The 18,610-nt window shown below is 64.6% G+C and carries 19 protein-coding genes; 8 read left to right on the top strand and 11 right to left on the bottom strand.

Translation table 11 applies throughout. The features are described from left to right. Positions 1 to 62: 62 nt before the first annotated feature. The 4 genes from HHL21_RS17755 to HHL21_RS17740 are packed head-to-tail and all read right to left on the bottom strand — an operon-like array spanning position 63 to position 2,811. Positions 63 to 827 carry an SDR family NAD(P)-dependent oxidoreductase gene (locus tag HHL21_RS17755; protein ID WP_169468338.1) on the bottom strand — a complete coding sequence of 255 codons (765 nt, stop codon included), beginning with the start codon at positions 825 to 827 and terminating at the stop codon, positions 63 to 65. Between the two features lie 53 nt (positions 828 to 880). Further along, positions 881 to 1,396, bottom strand: coding sequence for a TPM domain-containing protein (locus tag HHL21_RS17750; protein WP_169468336.1), 516 nt, complete (start codon positions 1,394 to 1,396; stop codon positions 881 to 883). Beyond that, positions 1,396 to 2,199, bottom strand: a complete 804-nt coding sequence (locus HHL21_RS17745) for a TPM domain-containing protein (protein WP_169468334.1) — start codon at positions 2,197 to 2,199, stop codon at positions 1,396 to 1,398. The genes HHL21_RS17750 and HHL21_RS17745 overlap by 1 nt, the downstream gene beginning before the upstream one ends. Positions 2,200 to 2,202: 3 nt before the next feature. Continuing rightward, on the bottom strand, positions 2,203 to 2,811 hold the full coding sequence (locus HHL21_RS17740; RefSeq protein ID WP_370659756.1) for a LemA family protein: 609 nt from the start codon (positions 2,809 to 2,811) through the stop codon (positions 2,203 to 2,205). Between the two features lie 127 nt (positions 2,812 to 2,938). Here HHL21_RS17740 and pyrF point away from each other — a divergent pair, with 127 nt between their 5' ends. Further along, positions 2,939 to 3,760, top strand: coding sequence for an orotidine-5'-phosphate decarboxylase (gene pyrF, locus HHL21_RS17735; RefSeq protein ID WP_169468332.1), 822 nt, complete (start codon positions 2,939 to 2,941; stop codon positions 3,758 to 3,760). A gap of 94 nt (positions 3,761 to 3,854) precedes the next feature. Next, positions 3,855 to 6,749 carry a hybrid sensor histidine kinase/response regulator gene (locus HHL21_RS17730; RefSeq protein WP_169468329.1) on the top strand — a complete coding sequence of 965 codons (2,895 nt, stop codon included), beginning with the start codon at positions 3,855 to 3,857 and terminating at the stop codon, positions 6,747 to 6,749. Here HHL21_RS17730 and sbcB read toward each other — a convergent pair. Beyond that, on the bottom strand, positions 6,743 to 8,191 hold the full coding sequence (gene sbcB, locus HHL21_RS17725; RefSeq protein WP_169468327.1) for an exodeoxyribonuclease I: 1,449 nt from the start codon (positions 8,189 to 8,191) through the stop codon (positions 6,743 to 6,745). The two genes, HHL21_RS17730 and sbcB, sit on opposite strands and share 7 nt — an antisense overlap. Before the next feature lie 432 nt (positions 8,192 to 8,623). Continuing rightward, on the bottom strand, positions 8,624 to 9,589 hold the full coding sequence (locus tag HHL21_RS17720) for a GGDEF domain-containing protein (protein ID WP_169468325.1): 966 nt from the start codon (positions 9,587 to 9,589) through the stop codon (positions 8,624 to 8,626). 137 nt (positions 9,590 to 9,726) lie between these two features. Here HHL21_RS17720 and HHL21_RS17715 point away from each other — a divergent pair, with 137 nt between their 5' ends. Beyond that, positions 9,727 to 10,512 carry a helical backbone metal receptor gene (locus tag HHL21_RS17715; protein ID WP_169468323.1) on the top strand — a complete coding sequence of 262 codons (786 nt, stop codon included), beginning with the start codon at positions 9,727 to 9,729 and terminating at the stop codon, positions 10,510 to 10,512. 33 nt (positions 10,513 to 10,545) lie between these two features. Here HHL21_RS17715 and HHL21_RS17710 read toward each other — a convergent pair whose 3' ends face one another. Next, entirely contained in the window at positions 10,546 to 10,932 is a 387-nt protein-coding gene (locus HHL21_RS17710) for an HPF/RaiA family ribosome-associated protein (RefSeq protein WP_169468321.1), read from the bottom strand. A 146-nt stretch (positions 10,933 to 11,078) separates the two neighbouring features. On the opposite strand from HHL21_RS17710, the gene HHL21_RS17705 reads away from it, so the two are divergent. Continuing rightward, complete coding sequence (locus HHL21_RS17705) at positions 11,079 to 11,690, top strand: lysophospholipid acyltransferase family protein (RefSeq protein ID WP_169468319.1); 612 nt, start codon at positions 11,079 to 11,081, stop codon at positions 11,688 to 11,690. A gap of 31 nt (positions 11,691 to 11,721) precedes the next feature. On the opposite strand, the gene HHL21_RS17700 is transcribed toward HHL21_RS17705, so the two are convergent. Both HHL21_RS17700 and HHL21_RS17695 read right to left on the bottom strand, forming a co-directional pair. Next, positions 11,722 to 12,747, bottom strand: a complete 1,026-nt coding sequence (locus tag HHL21_RS17700; protein WP_169468317.1) for a CDP-6-deoxy-delta-3,4-glucoseen reductase — start codon at positions 12,745 to 12,747, stop codon at positions 11,722 to 11,724. A 72-nt stretch (positions 12,748 to 12,819) separates the two neighbouring features. Then, the gene (locus HHL21_RS17695; protein WP_169468315.1) at positions 12,820 to 13,401 is read right to left on the bottom strand and encodes an MEDS domain-containing protein; all 582 of its coding nucleotides are present in this window, start codon (positions 13,399 to 13,401) and stop codon (positions 12,820 to 12,822) included. 100 nt (positions 13,402 to 13,501) lie between these two features. Between HHL21_RS17695 and HHL21_RS17690 the strand changes: the two genes are divergently transcribed. The 4 genes from HHL21_RS17690 (at position 13,502) to HHL21_RS17675 (ending at position 15,546) form a co-directional block, all read left to right on the top strand. Continuing rightward, positions 13,502 to 14,389 (top strand): SDR family oxidoreductase, encoded by an 888-nt coding sequence (locus HHL21_RS17690; RefSeq protein ID WP_169468313.1) that lies wholly within the window; start codon positions 13,502 to 13,504, stop codon positions 14,387 to 14,389. 23 nt (positions 14,390 to 14,412) lie between these two features. Next, the gene (locus tag HHL21_RS17685; RefSeq protein WP_169468311.1) at positions 14,413 to 14,661 is read left to right on the top strand and encodes a hypothetical protein; all 249 of its coding nucleotides are present in this window, start codon (positions 14,413 to 14,415) and stop codon (positions 14,659 to 14,661) included. Positions 14,662 to 14,822: 161 nt separating this feature from the next. Next, entirely contained in the window at positions 14,823 to 15,083 is a 261-nt protein-coding gene (locus HHL21_RS17680) for a hypothetical protein (RefSeq protein WP_169468309.1), read from the top strand. A 199-nt stretch (positions 15,084 to 15,282) separates the two neighbouring features. Further along, a complete protein-coding gene (locus HHL21_RS17675) occupies positions 15,283 to 15,546 on the top strand; it encodes a hypothetical protein (protein WP_169468307.1) in 264 nt (87 codons plus the stop codon). A gap of 88 nt (positions 15,547 to 15,634) precedes the next feature. On the opposite strand, the gene HHL21_RS21460 is transcribed toward HHL21_RS17675, so the two are convergent. Next, positions 15,635 to 16,429 (bottom strand): glycine-rich domain-containing protein, encoded by a 795-nt coding sequence (locus HHL21_RS21460; protein WP_206085878.1) that lies wholly within the window; start codon positions 16,427 to 16,429, stop codon positions 15,635 to 15,637. A gap of 265 nt (positions 16,430 to 16,694) precedes the next feature. Beyond that, complete coding sequence (locus tag HHL21_RS17665; protein ID WP_206085876.1) at positions 16,695 to 18,560, bottom strand: sensor histidine kinase; 1,866 nt, start codon at positions 18,558 to 18,560, stop codon at positions 16,695 to 16,697. Positions 18,561 to 18,610: the final 50 nt, after the last annotated feature.

Below are 18,610 nucleotides of genomic sequence, written 5' to 3'. Positions count from 1 at the left end.
CCGAATACAGCGCGAAGCAGAACTGGTGACGGGCTGCGAGCCGTCCTGCTTCATTAGGCTGTTCATTCTTTTACCGGCACCGTGTAGTTAAGGGCAAGGCGGCCGCCATCGACGTACATGGTCTGGCCGGTCATGTAGGAGGCGTCGTCGCTGGCGAGGAAGGCGGCGACGGACGCCACTTCTTCCGGCTCGCCGCAGCGCCCCATCGGCGTACGCGACAGGATCGTGCGGCGTGCTTCCGGACTGGCCATGACTGCTTTTTTAGCCAGTTCAGTGAGGATGGTGCCGGGACCGATGCCGTTGACGCGAATACCGTGCGGCGCCAGGTTCAGCGCCATCACCTTGGTCAGCTGGTTCACGCCACCCTTTGACACCACATACGGCACCTGGTTCGGTATCGCCAGTTCGGAATTCACGCTCGACATGTTGATGATGCAGCCGGACTGGCGCTTGACCATCTCGCGCGCCACCGCCTGGCCGCACAGGAACATCGATTTGAGGTTGATCCGCAGCACCCGGTCGAAATCTTCTTCGGCCAGGTCGAGGAAATCCGCCGCATGGGTCACACCCGCATTGTTGATCAGGATGTCGACCTGGCCGAATTCCTTCAGCGTGGCGGCGAGCATCGCGTCGACATCGGCTTTCTGGCTGACGTCGGCCGCGAAAAAGCGCGCCGCATTGCCCAGCGTGGCGGCAGCATCGGCGCCCTCGGGCTTGACGTCGACCATCATCACGCGCGCGCCTTCCTTCACCAGCCGCTCGGCGCAGGCCAGCCCGATGCCCTGGGTCGCTCCGGTGATGATGGCTACTTTGTTGGCTAATCTCATTGTGGGTTCCATGGTGTCTTAGAAAACCGCGATTGTAACCACTCGGCCGGCCGCTATAGCACGATCGGGTGGTCCGGCAGTTCGTTGACGGCTTCGCCTTCGGCAGGGAAGTGCTGGCGCAGCAGGTCGTTGACCTGGCGGATCGCCGCCAGTGTGCTGTCGTGGAACTCGCCGCGCGCGAAGCCTTGCGTCATGGTCTGGCAGATCGCACCCCAGGTCGCGCTGTCGATCAGGCGGCCAATGTGCCGGTCGCAGACGATCTCGACCTTGTGCTCGGCCAGGTTTACATAGATCAGCACGCCGCAGTTGTCCTCGGTGTCCCACACGCCATATTCGGCGAACAGCGCGAGGGCGCGCTGGCGGTTGGTGACATCGTTCCAGACCGCATCGAAGGGCATCGAGTTCTCGACGATCAGGCGTACTTCGCCGCGATGGCGCAGCTCGCCTTCGGTGATGGCCGCGCCGAGGTCGGACAGGCTTGCAGTCGGGAATGCTTCGCGTCCGACCGCGGCCGTGGTGCGCCAGTGGCGCAGCGCGCGTTTGATGCGCGCGTTGATTGAACTAGCCATTACCAGTCTCCCGAGGCGCCGCCGCCGTCAAAGCCGCCACCGCCGCCGCCGAACCCGCCGCCGCCACCGCCACCGCCGCCAAAGCCGCCGCCGCCGAACCCGCCGCGGCCGGCGTTACTCAGGATGCTGCCGAGGATGAAACCGGTGGCGCCGCTGCCCCAGCCGCCGCGCGACAGGTGCGAACGGCGGCGCGGCCGGAAGATCGACATCAGCACGAAGGCGCCGATGATCAGTGGGAGGATAGGGAATCCGTCGTCCTCGGCCTGCGCCTGGCGCTGGGCTTGCGGCGGCGGGGCGGGGAACATTTCTTTATTGAGCAAGGTGGCGATCGAACCGACACCCGCCACCAGGCCGTCGTAATAGGCTTCCTGACGGAAATGCGGTGCGATCACGTCCTGCAGGATGCGCTTGGACTGGGCGTCGGTCAGCACGCCCTGGACGCCGCGCCCGGCTTCGATGCGCAGGCGCCGCAGTGCCGATGGATTATCGCGCGCCACCAGCAGCAGCACGCCGTCGTCGATGCCCTTGCGGCCCAGTTTCCACTGGTCGACCACGCGGATGCCGTACTGCTCGATGGCTTCCGGCTCGGTGGTTTTGACCAGCAGTACGGCGATCTGGCTGCCGGTCTTGGCCTCGTAGTCGGTCAGCACGGCTTCAAGGCGCGCGTGCTGGTCGGGCGTCAGCATGCCGGCCTGGTCGGTGACGTGACCGGTCAGCGCCGGCACCGGCACAAACTGCGCCCGGGCGCCGCCGGCAATCGCCAGCGCCAGCACCGCAGCCCAGAGGAAACGCAGCAGGGTCATCGCTTATTTGCCGAAATTGACGGTCGGGGCGGTCGAGATAGCCTTCTCGTTTTCGACGGTGAACGATGGCTTGACGTCGTAGCCGAACAACATCGCGGTCAGGTTGGTCGGGAAACTGCGCACATGCACGTTGTATTCCTGCACCGACACGATGTAGCGCTGGCGCGCAACGGTGATGCGGTTTTCAGTGCCTTCCAGTTGCGACTGCAGGTCGCGGAAGCTGGCATCGGCCTTCAGGTCGGGATATTTTTCCACGACCACCATCAGGCGCGACAGTGCGCCGGACAGCTCGCCTTGTACCTGCTGGAATTTCTGGAACGCTTCCGGATTGTTCAGCACTTCAGGCGTGATCTGGAAACTGGTGGCGGCGGCGCGGGCGCGCGTGACCGATTCCAGGGTTTCCTTTTCGTGCGAGGCGTAGCCCTTGACGGTATTCACCAGGTTCGGAATCAGGTCGGCGCGGCGCTGGTACTGGTTGACCACTTCGCCCCAGGCCGCCTTGACCGCTTCGTCCCTGGTCTGGAACTGGTTATAGCCGCAGCCGGACAGCAGGGCGGCCATGGCGAACGCCAGCAGCATCTGGGCGGTGCGCGCGAATCCGTTAAGTGTCATGATGGTATCAATCCCGGGTAGTTGTCGAATATATAAAAATATACCCTAAACCATCAATTGTGTGCGTACAAATGCGCGCCGCGCTCGCGGTACAATGCCGCGTTTGCATTTGAATACGAAGGTTCCCGTGAAATTCATCGAAAAGCTGTCCGCCGCCTGGACCACCAATAACTCGCTGCTGTGTGTCGGGCTCGATCCCGACCGGGACCGATTCCCGGCGCACCTGAAGGACCAGCCGGACGCTATCGTGACGTTTTGCAAGGCCATCATCGACGCCACCGCCGACCTGGCCTGCGCCTTCAAGCCGCAGATCGCCTATTTCGCCGCGCTCGGCGCCGAAGGCCAGCTGGAAGAAATCTGCCGCTACCTGCGCGAACACTATCCGCATATCCCGCTGGTGCTCGACGCCAAGCGCGGCGACATCGGCGCCACCGCGCACCAGTACGCGCGCGAAGCGTTCGACCGCTATGGCGCCGACGCCGTCACCGTCAACCCGTACATGGGCTTCGATTCGGTCGAACCCTACATGGCCTGGCCGGACCGCGGCGTGATCGTCCTGTGCCGCACCTCCAACGCGGGCGGCTCCGACCTGCAGTTCCTCGACGTCGGCGGCATCCCGCTGTACCAGCACGTGGCGCGCCTGGTGGCCGACCAGTGGAACCGCAACGGCCAGTGCGCGCTGGTGGTCGGCGCCACCTTCCCGGAAGAACTGGCCCAGGTGCGCGCGATCGTCGGCGACATGCCGCTGCTGGTGCCTGGTGTCGGCGCCCAGGGCGGCGACGTCGCCGCGACAGTCGGCGCGGGCAAGACCGCCAACGGCGCCGGCATGATGATCAATTCCTCGCGCGCGATCCTGTACGCGGTGCCGCAGGACGGTGAAGATTTCGCCGCCGCCGCGCGGCGCGTGGCGCGGCAGACGCGCGACGACATCAACCGCTTCCGCAACTAGCGCGGCCACCGTGGCCGGATCCGCTTCCGAACCACCCCAACCCGGCGAGGAGGCGGCGCTGGGCTTTGCCGCGCGTGCAATAGCTGAGGGCCGCATGGAATCCGATTCGGCATTACGCACTGCTCCCGAACCCGACTACCGCGCGCTGTTTGCGGCGATACCCGCGCCGCTGATGGTGCTGGCGCCCGACTTCACGATCGCCGCTGTCAACGATGCGTTCGTCAAGGCATCGCTCACGGAGCGCGCGGCAATCATCGGACGCGGCGTGTTCGAGGTGTTCCCGGACAACCCGGGCGATCCGCAGCCGACCGGCTCTGCCATGCTGCGCGCATCGCTGGAACGTGTGCTGCGTACCCGCGAGCGGGACACGATGGCGGTGCAAAAGTATGACGTGCGCGCAGGCGCCTCGTTCGAGGAACGCCACTGGAGCGTGATCAACATCCCGGTGCTGGATGCGGACGGGACGCTGACCCATATCCTTCACCGTGCCGAGGACGTCACCCAGTTCCGCAACTGGCTGGCGCGCGAGGAGAGCATGGAGTCGCGCCTCGACCGCCAGTCGCGCGAAATAGAACAGGCCAATCACCGCCTTCGCGAGGCCAACGAAGAACTTGACGTGCGCGTGGTTGCGCGCACCGAGGAACTGCGCAAGGAGCGTGAATACTTCCAGTCGCTGCTGATGGCGGTGCCGGTGCCGATTTCGGTGATGCTCGGGCCGGAACATCGCTTCGTGCTGGAGAATGACGCGCACCGGGCCATGAGCCAGCACCGCGACATCATCGGCAAACCATACCGCGAGGCCTTTCCTGACGCCGCGCCGACCTTGCTGCCTGTCCTCGACCGCATCTACGCCACCGGCGAGCCGTACGTCGCCGACCGCCAGCTGGTTCGTTTCGCGATGAACACCGGCGGTACCGCTGAAGATGGTATTTTCAGCATCTCGTGGTACCCGCTGTTCGGCGTGAACGGCGAAGTCGAAGGCATCATCACCTCCACCGTCAACCTGACCGAACAGGTTCGCGCGGAGGCCGAGATGCACGATCGCGATGCGCGCTTCCGCAGCCTGTTCGCATCGATCGACGAAGGCTTCGGCATTATCGAAATGCTGTACGACGACGCGGGCAAGCCAGCCGATTACCGTTTTCGCGAAGCGAATGACGCGTTCTTCACCCACACCGGCATGCCCGAGGAAGTGATCGGGAAAACCGCGCTCGACATTTACCCGGGACTGGAACGGCACTGGATCGAAACGTACGGGCGGGTGGCCGATACCGGCGAACCGGTGCGCTTCGAAAACGAAGCTAGGGCGATGGGCCGCTGGTTCGACGTCTACGCGTTCAGGATCGGCAATCCGGCGCGGCGCGAGGTGGCCTTGCTGTTCAAGGACATCGCCGAGCGCAAGCGCAACGAGGCGGAATTGCGCGAAAGCGAGCGGCGCGCGCTCGACTCTGCGCTCGCGGCGCAGGCCGAGCGCAGCCGCATCGACGCACTGCTGCAGGCCGCGCCCGCCGGCATCGTGGTGACCGACGCCAGCGGCGTGATCCGGCAATCCAACGCGGCCCACCGGCGCTTGTGGGGCGAACGGTGCGACGGCGAGCAGGCAGCGATGCGCAGCGGATGGTGGGCCGACGGATCGGCGCGCCACGGCCTGCCGCTGGCGCCGGAGGACTGGGTCACCGCGCGCGTGCTGCGCGGCGAAGAAGCGCCGCGCGCCACCATCGAGATCGAAACCTGCGACACGCCGCCGGTGCGCCGCATCGTGCTGATCACGGGTGCGCCGATCCGCGATGAAGCGGGCGCCGTCAGCGGCGCGGTGGTCACGCAAATGGACATCACCGATCGGGTGCGGGCGGAGGAAGCGCTGCGCCAGGACGACCGCCGCAAGGACGAATTCCTGGCGATGCTGGCGCACGAGCTACGCAACCCGCTGTCGCCGATCGGCGCCGCCGCCGACCTGCTGGCCATGGGCCGGCTCGACGCCGCGCGCGTCAAGCAGACCAGCGCCGTCATCTCGCGCCAGGTCAAGCACATGACCGGCCTGGTCGACGACCTGCTGGACGTGTCGCGCGTCACGCGCGGCCTGATCACCCTCGAGCGCGAAAAGCTGGACGCGCGCCGCATCGTCGCCGAGGCGGTCGAGCAGGTCCGTCCGCTGATCGACGCGCGCAGGCACCAGCTGACGGTGCATACGCCGCCCGAACCGGCGTATGTGCTGGGCGACCAGAAGCGCCTGACCCAGGTGATGACCAACCTGCTCAACAACGCAGCCAAGTACACGCCGCTCGACGGCAGTATCGTGGTGGCGGTCGAGCTCGATGGCGGCGTGGTGCGCATGCGCGTCACCGACAACGGCATCGGCATGACGCCCGACGTGCTGGCGCGCGCCTTCGAGCTGTTCTCGCAGGCCGAGCGCACCTCCGACCGCTCGCAGGGCGGGCTGGGGATCGGGCTGGCGCTGGTGAAAAGCCTGGTCGAACTGCACGGCGGCACCGTATCGGCGCACAGCGACGCGATTGGCGAAGGCAGCACGTTCACGCTTTGCCTGCCGCGCATTGCGGCTCAGGCTGCGGTCAAGCCCGAGACGTCGGGCATCGCGCCGGCAGCGCCGGGTAAAGCCTTGAAGGTGATGGTTGTCGACGACAATGCCGATGCAGCCGAAATGCTGGCGATGTACGTCGAAGCGCTCGGGCACGAGGTGTCGGTCGAATACAGTTCGATCCGGGCACTGGCGCTGGCGCAGTCAGTGCGTCCCGACGTGTGCCTGCTCGATATCGGCCTGCCCGACATGGACGGGTATGAACTGGCGCGCCGCCTGCGCGCCGATCCGGCGAGCGCCGGCGCGATGCTGGTGGCGGTCACGGGCTACGGCCAGGAGCAGGACCGCAACCGCACCCGCGCGGCCGGCTTCGACCAGCACTTCGTCAAGCCGGTCGACACCGCCGCCCTGGCCGAACTGCTGCGCATGGCGGCGGAGAAAAGCGCTCAGTAGCGCTGCGGCGCGATCGATTCCGCGTAGTCGTACAGCGCGCCAAGGATTTCTTCGGCGCGTTCGCCGGCGTCTTCGGACAGCGCATCGACTTCGGCAAACAGCTGCTCCACGGTGCGCGCTCCCGCGGCGCCGTCGAACAGGCGGGCCGCGCGGTGCTGCTCCCAGTGCTGTGCCTCGGCCTCGCTCAGGGTCTCGGGGAAGTTGCGCGCGCGGTAGCGGAACAGCAGTTCGGCCAGCCGTTCGTCCTCGAACGACGGACGCTGCTGCGCCAGTTTGGCGGGCGCCTCGGCGCGCAAGGAGTCCAGCCTGCGGCGGTCGTCGCGGCTGACGAAACCGCCGTACAGGTCTTCATCGACATCGGTTTCTTGCGCTGCCGCGGGGCGGTAGTAGACCTGCTCCCACACCACGCTCATGTCCGGCGCGGCGGCCGCGATGGCGGCGTGCGCGAGGCCGCGTTCCATGTCGATGCCCCAGCGTTCGGCCATCGCCGCGCTCAAGGTCTTGAGGTTCCCGACCAGCATCGGCGACTTGTTCAGGTGGATGCTCTTCACCGGCAGGCGGGTCACGCCTTCGGGCAGGTCGGCGCTGCGCGCGAACATGCGCATGCGGATCGTCTCCGCATCCATGCCGAACAGCTCGGACGGATCGTGGCTGCAGTCCCACACCAGCACTTCGTTCTTGTTCGACGGGTGGGTGGCGAGCGGCCAGACCAGCCCGATGCAGCCGCGTTCGGCCGGGAACATGCCCGACACGTGCAGGAACGGCTGGCGGGTACCGGCTGCCAGGTGCATGCCCATCTCGGAGGCGACTTTGTCCTTCTTGTGAAGGCTGAGGCAGAAGTCGAACAGGCGCGGCTGCTTGTCGCGGATCAGGCGCGCCAGCGCGATGGTCGCGCGCACGTCGGATAGCGCGTCGTGCGCCGCTTCGTGCGCCAGGCCGTTGGCCTTCGACAGTTCCTCCAGCTTGAAGCTCGGGCGGCCATCTTCGCGCAGCGGCCACTCGATGCCTTCCGGGCGCAGCGCGTAGGTCATGCGGACGACGTCGAGCAGGTCCCAGCGGCCGCAGTTGTTCTGCCACTCGCGCGCGTACGGATCGATCAGGTTGCGCCAGAACAGGAAGCGCGTCACCTCGTCATCGAAGCGGATCGTGTTGTAGCCGACCCCGATGGTGCCGGGCTGCGAGAACGCGGCTTCGATGGTGGCGGCGAATTGATGTTCTGGCACACCCCGTTCGAGGCACTGCTGCGGCGTGATGCCGGTGATCAGGCAGGACTGCGGATCGGGCAGGAAGTCCGGCGCCGGCTGACAGTACAGCATGATCGGGTCGCCGATCTCGTTCAGCTTGGCGTCGGTGCGGATCGCCGCAAACTGCGCCGGGCGGTCGCGCCGCGGTTGCACGCCGAAGGTTTCGTAGTCGTGCCAGAGGAAGGTGTGGGTTGTCATGGGGCGTATTGTACCGCCGCCACGACCCGCGAGTGTCAGGATCGGCGCTCAGCCAAGGGGTGTGAATCGGCGGGCGATTGCGCAAATCACGACTACATGGTTAATCGTGCTGGCGACAATTTGGTAGCTCTGTCCGGACCGCCCGCGAATTGCAAAGGTGTACAAGTCGATCGCGCCAGGATATGTGTCCTGGCCGTGAAGATACACCGAGCAGCTGCAGCGACGTGGACGGGCCAATGCTTTGCCGCGTGGTTTCGCGTTTTCCGGAAGTACGGCGGCGGCATCGGTAGGTGGAGCGGGCTTAGGGCGTGGCATAGCCATCTCCTGCTAGGCTATTAAAGATTATGCGCCGGTTTTGTACGAATCGCAGGGCGTTGCGTACCTCATTGGCTCATTTAAAGCCGAGATCAACATCCGTTCGGATGAGCGGAACTAGAGCGCGACGCGGTTGCGGCCGTCCTGCTTGGCGCGGTACAGCGCCGCGTCGGCGCGCGCGACCAGCGCGTCTTCGGTCTCGCCAGCCGCCAGGCAGGCGACGCCAAACGAGCCGGTGATGTGCGGCAGCGGCAGGCGCATGTCGGAAAATACCACCGCTTCCTGCAGGCGCCAGCACAGGCGCTCGGCGACCATCAGCGCCAGCTGCTCGCTGGTGTCGGGGAGGATGACCATCAGCTCTTCGCCGCCGTAACGCACGGCGAAGTCGGTCGGGCGCAAGGCCGCGGCGACGACGTCGGAGGCGACCCGCAGCGCGTCGTCGCCGGCCGGGTGGCCGTGGGTGTCGTTGAAGCGCTTGAAGTGGTCGAGGTCGATCATGACCAGCGACAGCGGGGCGCCGTTGCGCTGCGCCGTGGCGATCATCTTGGGCAGCATGTCGTTCAGCCAGGCGCGGTTGCACAGCCCGGTCAGGCTGTCGTTCAGCGACAGCTGGCGATAGAACTCGCCCAGCTTCTGGCGCCGGCGCAGCAGCGCGTTGGCGGCGCGGATGCGGAACGACAGCATGCGCAGCAGGTTGCGCGCGAGGCCGTTCGATTCGTCGATCAGGCGCCACACCAGCTCCGCTTCGATGACCAGCAGGTCGGACTCTTCGCTGGCGGTGATGGCGAACAGGTTGGCGGTATCGTCCAGCACGGCCTGCTCGCCGACGCTCTCGCCCGGCAGGATCCGGCTGACGGTGCCGTCGTTCATCCCGCTGCTGGTATCGGCTTCCACGTCGAGCGCGCCGCGCAGCACGATGTACAGGCGCGCGCGATAGCTGTCGGCGACCTTGCCGCCATGCGGCAGGCGGATGATGGCGCAGCCGGCCAGCGCCCGCGCGGTGGTTTCCGCGTTAGTGCCGTTGAATAACTGCAGGTCCTCGACCTTGTAGGGGGACGCACCGAAGGTGCCGATCTGTTCCAAAATGCGCTTTCCGTCGTATTTCAGCAGTACAATTCTGTTAAGAAACGAATGATAGCGCATTGCATCCCGCGCGGGAGCACTGGCGCTCGCTAAACAACAGTGTTTCAATAGCGGGCATTCACTTCTAATGAAATTCCATGAAACTGCTTGATGCCCTTGGACGCGAACACCAACCGGCGCCGGATGCCCGCATCGTCTCGCTGGTGCCGTCGATCACCGAATTGCTGTGCGACCTGGGACTGGCGCAGCAACTGGCCGGGCGGACCGGCTTCTGCATCCATCCGGCCGACATGGTCGCGTCCATTCCCAAGATCGGCGGCACCAAGGATGTGAACATTCACAAAATCCGCGCGCTGGCGCCGACCCACCTGGTCGTCAATATCGACGAGAACGAGAAGCCGACCGTCGATGCGCTGGCTGAGTTCGTGCCGAATATCGTGGTCACCCATCCGCTTGCGCCGGAAGACAACCTTGGCCTGGCGCGCCTGATGGGCGGGATCTTTTGCGCCAACGATGAGGCCGAGGCGTGGTGCGCGGCGTTCGCCTCCGAACTGGCGCAGCTGCGCGCGCGGCCAAAGGGCAGGGCGTGTACCGTGCTGTATTGCATCTGGCAAGACCCGTGGATGAGCATTTCTTCCGACACCTACATCGCGCGCATGCTCGCTGAAATCGGCTGGAGCGTGCCGCAACTGGGCGAAGCGCGTTATCCGCGCTTCGACTGGTCGGACGAGCTGGTGGCGGGCATCGACGGCGTGCTGCTGTCGACCGAACCTTACCGTTTCACCGAAACCCATGCGGAAGCGCTGGAAAAGCAGATCGGCAAGCCGGTGCGGCTGGTCGATGGGGAAATGATGTCGTGGTACGGGAGCCGCGCGCTGGCGGGAGTGCGCTACCTGCGCCAGCTGGCGCAGGACGGGCTGTAGAGCTGGCAGCCGGGCGGCCGCCGGCGATGGGGATTACATCATATTGCCCTGGTCGTCGTGCTGCTCGGTCAGGGCTTCTTCCGCGATCTGCGGTTTTTCATGCAGTTTCTTGTCGTGCAGGCGGCCCAGCGCGCTGTCGATCGCACGCTTGAGTTTGTCAGCCGCGCCATTGATGGCCTGGTGCAGGGTGGCGGCGTGGTTGCTGACGGCGACCGGCTGGTAGCCGGTGACGCGCGCTTCCAGTGTGCAGCGGCTGCCGCCGTCGGCCGACTTGTCGGCGTTTTCATCGGACAGGTGAACCTCGACCCGGGTGATCTGTTCGCCGAAGCGCTGGACGGCAGCGCCGACAACGGTTTGAACGTGCTCGTCCAGCCCCTGGTGGCGCTCGACGGACTTGTCGGTGTTGACGTTGATTTGCATATGCTCACTCCTGGTTGTTCGGGGAAAATTTTTGCCTTCGTGGTTTGATCTTACCTCTTTTGAACGGCTTTCCGCGCGTCAACAGAATGAGTGTCGACTCGGGTAAAATACCGGACCCCAGCGCGCGCCTTCCCATTTTCAACTTCATGCAGACCACGATTTTTGACACGCCCGTCGTCAACACCGCCATGCGCGCCCTGTCGGGGGTGGTCTTGCGCCTGATGGGCTGGCGCACCGAGGGCATGACGCCCGATGAGATCGCGGCGCATCCGAAATACGTGCTCATTGCCGCGCCACACACCAGCAACTGGGATTTCCCGATCACGCTGATGGTCGCGTTCGTGCTGCGGCTGCGGGTCTACTGGATGGCCAAGGCGAGTGTTTTCGCCGGTCCGCTGGGACCGGTCGCGCGCTGGCTGGGAGGAATTCCGGTCGACCGCAGCGCGTCATCGAACCTGGTGCAGAAAACGGTGGACGCCTTCGCGGCGCGCGAACGGCTGGCGGTGATCGTCGCGCCGGAAGGCACGCGCGGAAAGGTCACGCACTGGAAGACCGGCTTTTATCACATCGCGCATGGCGCCGGCGTGCCGATCGGGCTGGCCTACCTCGACTACGCGCGCAAGGCCGGCGGCATCGGGCGGATGTACACCACCAGCGGGGAAATCGAGGCGGACATGGTGGAGATCCGCGCGTTCTACCGCGAGGTGACGGGCAGGCATCGCCAGCAATTCGATGCAGGTTCCGTACGCCGCCGCTAACGTGGTTTTTGTTCCAAAATCGGTCGGCGGATTATGGGGCGAGGTCGGCTTCGCTGGTGAAGGCGTCGGCGTAAAACTCGTCGGCTGGCAGCTTGCACTTTTCGACGTAGTCACGGCGCGCGGAGTCGACCACGATCGGCGCGCCGCAGGCGTAGACCTGGTAGTTCGACAGGTCGGGAATGTCCTGCATGACCGCCGCGTGCACGAAGCCGGTCCGGCCGGCCCAGTGGTCTTCCGGCAGCGCGTGCGATACCACCGGCACGTAGCTAAAGCCCGGCAGGGTGGCCGCCCATTCTTCGCATAGCGCGTTCATGTACAGGTCGAGCGGACGGCGTCCACCCCAGTACAGGCTGACCGGACGGGTCGATTTCAAGTGGATCAGGTGCTCGACCAGCGCCTTGATCGGCGCGAACCCGGTTCCGGACGCCAGCAGCACGATCGGCTTGTCGGTTTCCTCGCGCAGGAAGAAGGTGCCGTGCGGCCCTTCGAAGCGCAAAATGTCGCGCTCTTTCATCGTGTTGAACACCTGCTCGGTAAACAGTCCGCCCGCCATGTAGCGGATGTGCAGCGTGACCGGGCCTTCGAGGCTGGGCGCGCTGGCCATGCTGTAGCTGCGGCGCTTGCCGTCCTTGAGCAGGAATTCGATGTACTGGCCGGCGCGGTAGGCGAGCGCTTCGTTGGCGGGCAACTGAAGCGTGACCACGGCAACATCGGGTGCGACTTTTTCGACGCTGGCCACGCGCGCCGGCATCTTGCGTACCGGGTATTCGCTGCTGCCGGCGACTTCGCGCGCTTCGATGACCAGGTCGTTTCCTGGAACGGCGCAGCAGAACAGGGCCATGCCAAGTGCGCGCTCGTCTTCCGGCAGCGCGCGTTGCTGATGCGCCTTGTGCTCGACCGAGCCTTCGACGACTTTGCCCTTGCACGAACCGCAGGCGCCGTTCTTGCAGCCGTACGGCAGGCCGATGCCGGCGCGCAGGGCTGCCGTCAGGACCGTTTCATCGGGTTCGCAAGCAAATTGATGGCCGCTAGGTAGGACTGTAATCTGGAAAGTCATGCTGAATGAGTGTGTTGGAAGTTGCCTGCCTGCTGGTTCCGGCAGCCTCGACAGGCGCCGGTGAGGCGAAGATTACATTGTATACAGCTTGGAATGGGCAGCGCACACTTGGTGGATGCCGGCATCGGCAGCGTCGCCGAACGCTGCTTTAGGATAGGCGCAGAACAGAGAGAATTCTTCCTGGACGCAGAGGCGGGTCCAGAAGTGTTCGAGCTGGACCGCGGCGTCGCACAGGCCGTCAGCCCACATCAGTGCGACCATCTCGCCGAACGCGCGTACCTTGTGGTGGTGGCGCCGTGCGCGGCCGAGCAGTTCGTCGACCACGGCGTTGAACATGGCTTCATCAGGCCAGCCGTCGACCATGAAACGGGCCAGGGTCTGGGCGGCGTCGAGCGCGATGTACTGGCCGCGTTCCACCGCCGCATCGACGTCGAAGCCGTTGCGCGAGAGACGGGCGGCGAGGGCGGACAGGTGTGCCGGCGTTGCGATCAGGACGATCGAATCGCCTTGCCGGATGCCACCCGCGACGAAGCCTTCCAGCGCGTTCAGGAAGAGGCGGTCGGAGTCGTATATCTGGAGGCAGTGGTCGCGCGCCGCCAGCCCGGCCCAGAAGGCGTCGGCCGCGGGATTCCGGCGTAGTTCCGCGTAAGTCATAGCAAACTTTAGTTCTTTATCAACAGGAAATGATAGCACAGCGGCGGTACCCGCATTGTCCCGTAACCCCGCGCGCACGTCTTGTCATACAATAAATGACATGGACAAAACTCGACAATTCAAGCGGCCGCACCTTCTGATCATCGGTTGCGGCGACGTCGGCATGCGCCTGTTGCCGCTGGTGCGAGATCGTTTTCGCGTGTTCGCGCTCACCAGCAGCGCCGGGCGTTGCGCCGAGCTGCGCCGGGCGGGGGCGGTGCCGGTCGTCGGCAACCTCGATCAGCCTGAAACGCTGAAACGGCTGGCCGGACTGGCGCAGTACGTGGTGCACCTGGCGCCGCCGCAGCCTGACGGCGAACTGGACCTGCGTAGCCGGCGCCTGACCGCCTTGCTGCCTGCCGGCGGGCGCGTGGTCTACGTCAGCACCAGCGGGGTGTATGGCGACTGCGCGGGCGAACTGGTGCCGGAGACGCGCACGGTGGCGCCGCGCAACGCACGCGCCCAACGCCGCGTCGATGCCGAGCGCGTGCTGCGCGATTGGGCGCGCCGCAGCGGCGCGCACCTGGCCATCGTGCGCGTGCCCGGCATTTACGCTGCCGACCGCCTGCCGATCAAGCGGCTGGAGCAGGGCACGCCGGCCTTGCTGCCGGCAGACGACGTGTTCACCAACCACATCCACGCGGACGACCTGGCGCAGGTGGTCGCGCTGGCGCTGTTCCGGGCCCGGCCCGGGCGGGTCTATCATGCGGTGGACGACAGCCGCCTGAAGATGGGCGATTATTTCGATACGGTCGCCGATGCGTTCGCGTTGCCGCGCCCGCCGCGCCTGCCACGCGCCGAACTGCAGGCGCAGGTGTCGCCGATGCTGCTGTCGTTTATGTCGGAATCGCGCCGCCTGGATAACCGCCGCCTGCGCCAGGAACTGGGCGTGCGCCTGCGCCATCCGGACGTGGCGGAAGCCGTGGCGGCCATGGCTCTGGCACAATAGCGGACTTATTATTGGAAACGAACATGACCTACGAAGAATACCTGGACGAAATAACGACCCTCCTCACCGAAATTTACGACCTGGAAGACGCCGCTGCCATTAAGTTAGTGGTTGACGCTCAGGCGGCGGACTTTTTCGTCAAACACGACGATCAGGAAGAAATGCGTACGCTAGAGCAAGCCCGCAAAGATGCGGTCACCCTATTTACGGACAAGCAAAATAAGCAGAAAACGCAAGAAAGCCAGCAACGGCGCGTGCACCAGAAGAAGTGAAGCACGCTTCGCAATGAAGTGAAAGCGTCGTGTCGCGTGCACAGGCACGAGTTGGCGGGGCGAAATCGGATTCACATTTGAGCTCTCTCAAGCGGACCGCCCTTGCCGGGCTTATCGTGAGCGAAGTCTTATCCGATCGCCTACTTGTGCCAGGGCTTTCCATGCCGCATCGCATCAACCAACCGACCAAGGAGCAGGTCCGGGCCTACATGGCAGCGCGCGAAGCAGAGCGCCGCCCGCCGCCCGCGCCTGAAGAGATCCGCCGCCAGCTCAACTGGCGGCTCGCACCATCGGACGAGGACCGCATGCTGGTCCAGTTCTGCCTGATTCCCTCCACCTACAGCCAACTGGCCGCCCGCATCGCCATCGACTGGATGTTCACGCCCGTCACGCTGATTCCGCCGCGCTCCGGCGACCAGTAAATGCCGGCCCGCCAAGCCGCCGCCGCCGAAGCAAAATCGGGCGGTCTTATGCAGCTATCATCAAAGCTGTGTATCATCGTGCCGATTGCACGAAACGCCGCATATTCGATGGTTTTTGGCAATTCACACCATTTATTGATTTGTAGTAACCTTTCCGCGTCGAATTAGACACGGTACGAACTTGCTTGAGAGATTTGTAATGTCAGGAAGAAAAATTCCGGATGCAGCCGGCTACGATCCCAACCGCGTCCTCGATGCGATCATGGAGAAACTGCACCTGAAAAACGATGCCGCGCTGTCGCGTGCCCTCGAAGTGGCGCCGCCGGTGATCAGCAAGATCCGGCACCGCACCTTGCCGATCGGCGCGACCATCTTGCTGCGCATGCATGAGGTGAGCAATTTCAGTATCCGCGAGCTGCGCGCGCTGATGGCCGTTCAGCCTGGCAATCCCGCTGCCGCGTAAGCGGACACGCAAGAAACAAGGCACGGTTCCATGCGACCCGTGCCTTGCATATTGCGGGCGCTCCCGTCAGGGTGCGCCCGTTGCCGTTTTAATGGGCTGCAGCGGCCGCAACACCGGCATTGGTCCTGATGGCGTCGCCCTTGGCGCCGTGCGGCAGCTTGCCGAGTGCGCAGTAGGCGGTTGCGGCCTGCTTGTCCTGCTCAGGCGGGCGCACAATTCCACAGAACGCGGCCGCGGCCTTCTGCGCGGGCGGACGCACGATGCCGCAAAACGCCGCGGATGCCTGCTGCTCAGGCGGGCGAACAATCCCACAGAACGCTGCCGTCTTTTGTTCCGGCGGGCGAACAATGCCACAGAACGCCGCCGCCTTTTGCTCAGGTGGACGAACAATCCCACAGAATGCCGCGTCCTGCTGCGGCGGGCGAACAATGCCGCAGAAAGCAGCCTGGCCGGCCTGTTTCTGTTCAGGCGGACGCACGATGCCACAGAACGCGGCGCCCGGGTTGTAGCTCACGGCGAAGGTCTGCTCGTACAGCTCGCGCATGCGCTCGCCGCTGCTGTGATGCTCGGCATCGGCATCTTCGCCATGCATGCCGACATACGGGTAGTGGTGCAGAAAATGGCCAAACACATGCTCGCAATCGACCGCGTATTTCATGGTGTCCAGGATGTGGTAATGCCAGAAGGTGTCGACCGCCACGGCCGGCGAGGTCTGTTCGTTCGGGAATTTTTTCATCAGGTAAAGAAAGCGCCGGTACTCGACCTCGACGGCATTCACTTGCTCCTGCGTCCATCCTTCGCCGGACTCGACATGCATGAGCTTTTGCTTGATCGGATCAAGGTTCAGTTCCGAAATTTCTTTGAAGTCTACGGTTGAGTTCATGACATTTCCTTTTTCGGGAGTGAGATGTTTTTTAAGTACGTTTAAGTGGTGCGGATGGTGCGATCGGGTTGTCTATAAGTAACCTCCATTTCACCTGGGCTAGATTGGCATCAAGAACACTCTTGACCAAAAGCACGAGAACCCTATTCTTGCGCACGGGTTTGGTCGGGGACTTGACCATCGTCAACTACCCATCGGTGAAAGCCGCGCGTTGCACAATCGCCACGCATCGCTGCAACTGCGATGCACGGGCGATGGGCGACGCTCAGGCGGGAATAAAGTGGTCGCTGCCATGTGTCTGGCCGGCGGGATGCGTGCGCAGCGAACCATTCTCGTTTGCAATCGGTACGGTGATGCAGACGCAGGTGCCTTTTCCGCCGTTACTGCTGATCGTAAATGTTCCACCCAACAAGTGAATGCGTTCCTCGATGCCCACCAGGCCGAACGAGCCGGGCTTGCCAACGCCGTCGCGCACCAGGCCGATGCCGTTGTCACACACCATCATGGTGATGTTGCTGTTCTCCACGTGCAGGTCGACCCGGACCCGGTCGGCGTGCGCGTGGCGCGAGATATTGCTGAGCGACTCCTGGAGGATGCGGAACAGCGCGGTAGCACAGTGGTCGCTGATGTCGAGCTCGTGTTCGTTCTCCACCAGCTCGCAGGCGATGCCGGTCAGGCGCCGGAACTCGCGGATCTGCCAGTCCACCGCCGCGTTCAGGCCGAGGTCGAGCACGTTGGGGCGCAGGTCGTTGATGATCTGGCGTACGCTCTTGATGATCGCGTCGATCTGCTGCAAGGTTGCGCGCACCCGTTCGTGCAGGCGCGGATGGCGCTCGCGCGTGCGCGAGGCCAGCATGTCGGCGTCGATGCGCAGCGCCAGCAGGTTCTGGCCGAGGTCGTCGTGGATCTCGCGCGCGATCCGCTTGCGCTCGCTCTCCTTGATGTTCTCGGCGTGCGCCGCCAGCCGCCGCAGGCTCGCGTGCGACAGCTGCAGCCTGGCCTGGCTGTCGCGCAGCTCCTTGGTCATGTCGCGCGCCAGCTGAACGGCCCGGATGCGCGCCGACGTGAGGGTGTACAGCAAGGCGTAGATCAGGATCGCGCTGACCGAGCCGGCCGCCATCGCCAGCAGCGGGAAGTACTGTTCGATGCCGTTGTACAGAGCGTTCTTCCGGGCGCTGAAGGTCGCCTCCCAGATGCGCCCGTTATAGTCGACCGGCAGTTTCACGGTGACGATATCGTTACCCGCGGCCAGGGGCGGCGCTGGCTGCGCATCGGTGGCAATGCTATCGAACAGCACGATTGGCGGCTGGCCCGGCCGCGGCGGCACCACTTTCAGCCCCTGGCCGACATCCACCAGCGTCAGGCGCACCGGATCGACCGGCATTTCGTCGAGCACGCCCTTGATCAGCTTGGGCACGCTGAAGGCGATGCCGACCGAACCAATATAGGCGGCGCGGCGTTCGTCCACCGTGTTGATCGGCATGCCCGGACGGTAGGTGGGCAGCCGCATGCCGAGGCCGGTCTGGCTCGGGGTCGACATCGCGACGATGCGCGTGCCCGACGTCATCAGGGCGGCGCCGTCGCGCGAAGCGGCGATGGTCGCGCGCACGTAGGAATTGGTGTGCAGGTCGTAGCCGAACGCGCCGAACCATGGCACGTCCGGTTCGATGAAGGTGATGATCGAGTGGTCCGGTTCGGCTACCACCGGCGTTACCTTGAACGGTGCGCCGCCGAAGCGTCCGGCCTGCTGCTCGGCGCGCATGCGCTGCTCGAAGGCGGGCAGGTCTTGGTGGCGCACGTACTGCGCATAGTTGATGGTCTCGATCGCGGGGAAGTGGTTGCGGACGTTCAGGCCCAGGACGTATTCGCGGAATTGTTCGCGCGTCACCGGTTCGATCGTGCTGAACAGGCTGGCGGTTCCGCGCAACACGTCCGTATACGACTTGATACGGGCGTTGATGGTGTTCTGGGCAGTGCGCGCGTGATTGGTGAAGCTTTCGCGGATGTCGCCTTCCATGAACTTGGCAGCGGCAAGATAGAACAGCAGCCCGGTCACGGCGGAGAACAATGCGCCGTACCAGATCGCGCGATGCTTCGCATACGCTTGCTGTCGATGAAACCAAGGAGGCATGTCGGCTTTCGGATTTGAGGAAGGCTGGCCGGTTTTTTCCTACGTTACCC

Origin of the sequence: Massilia polaris, assembly GCF_012927275.1 — a bacterium.
Taxonomy (GTDB): domain Bacteria; phylum Pseudomonadota; class Gammaproteobacteria; order Burkholderiales; family Burkholderiaceae_D; genus Telluria_A; species Telluria_A polaris.
This window is presented reverse-complemented; position numbering and strand designations above follow the sequence as displayed.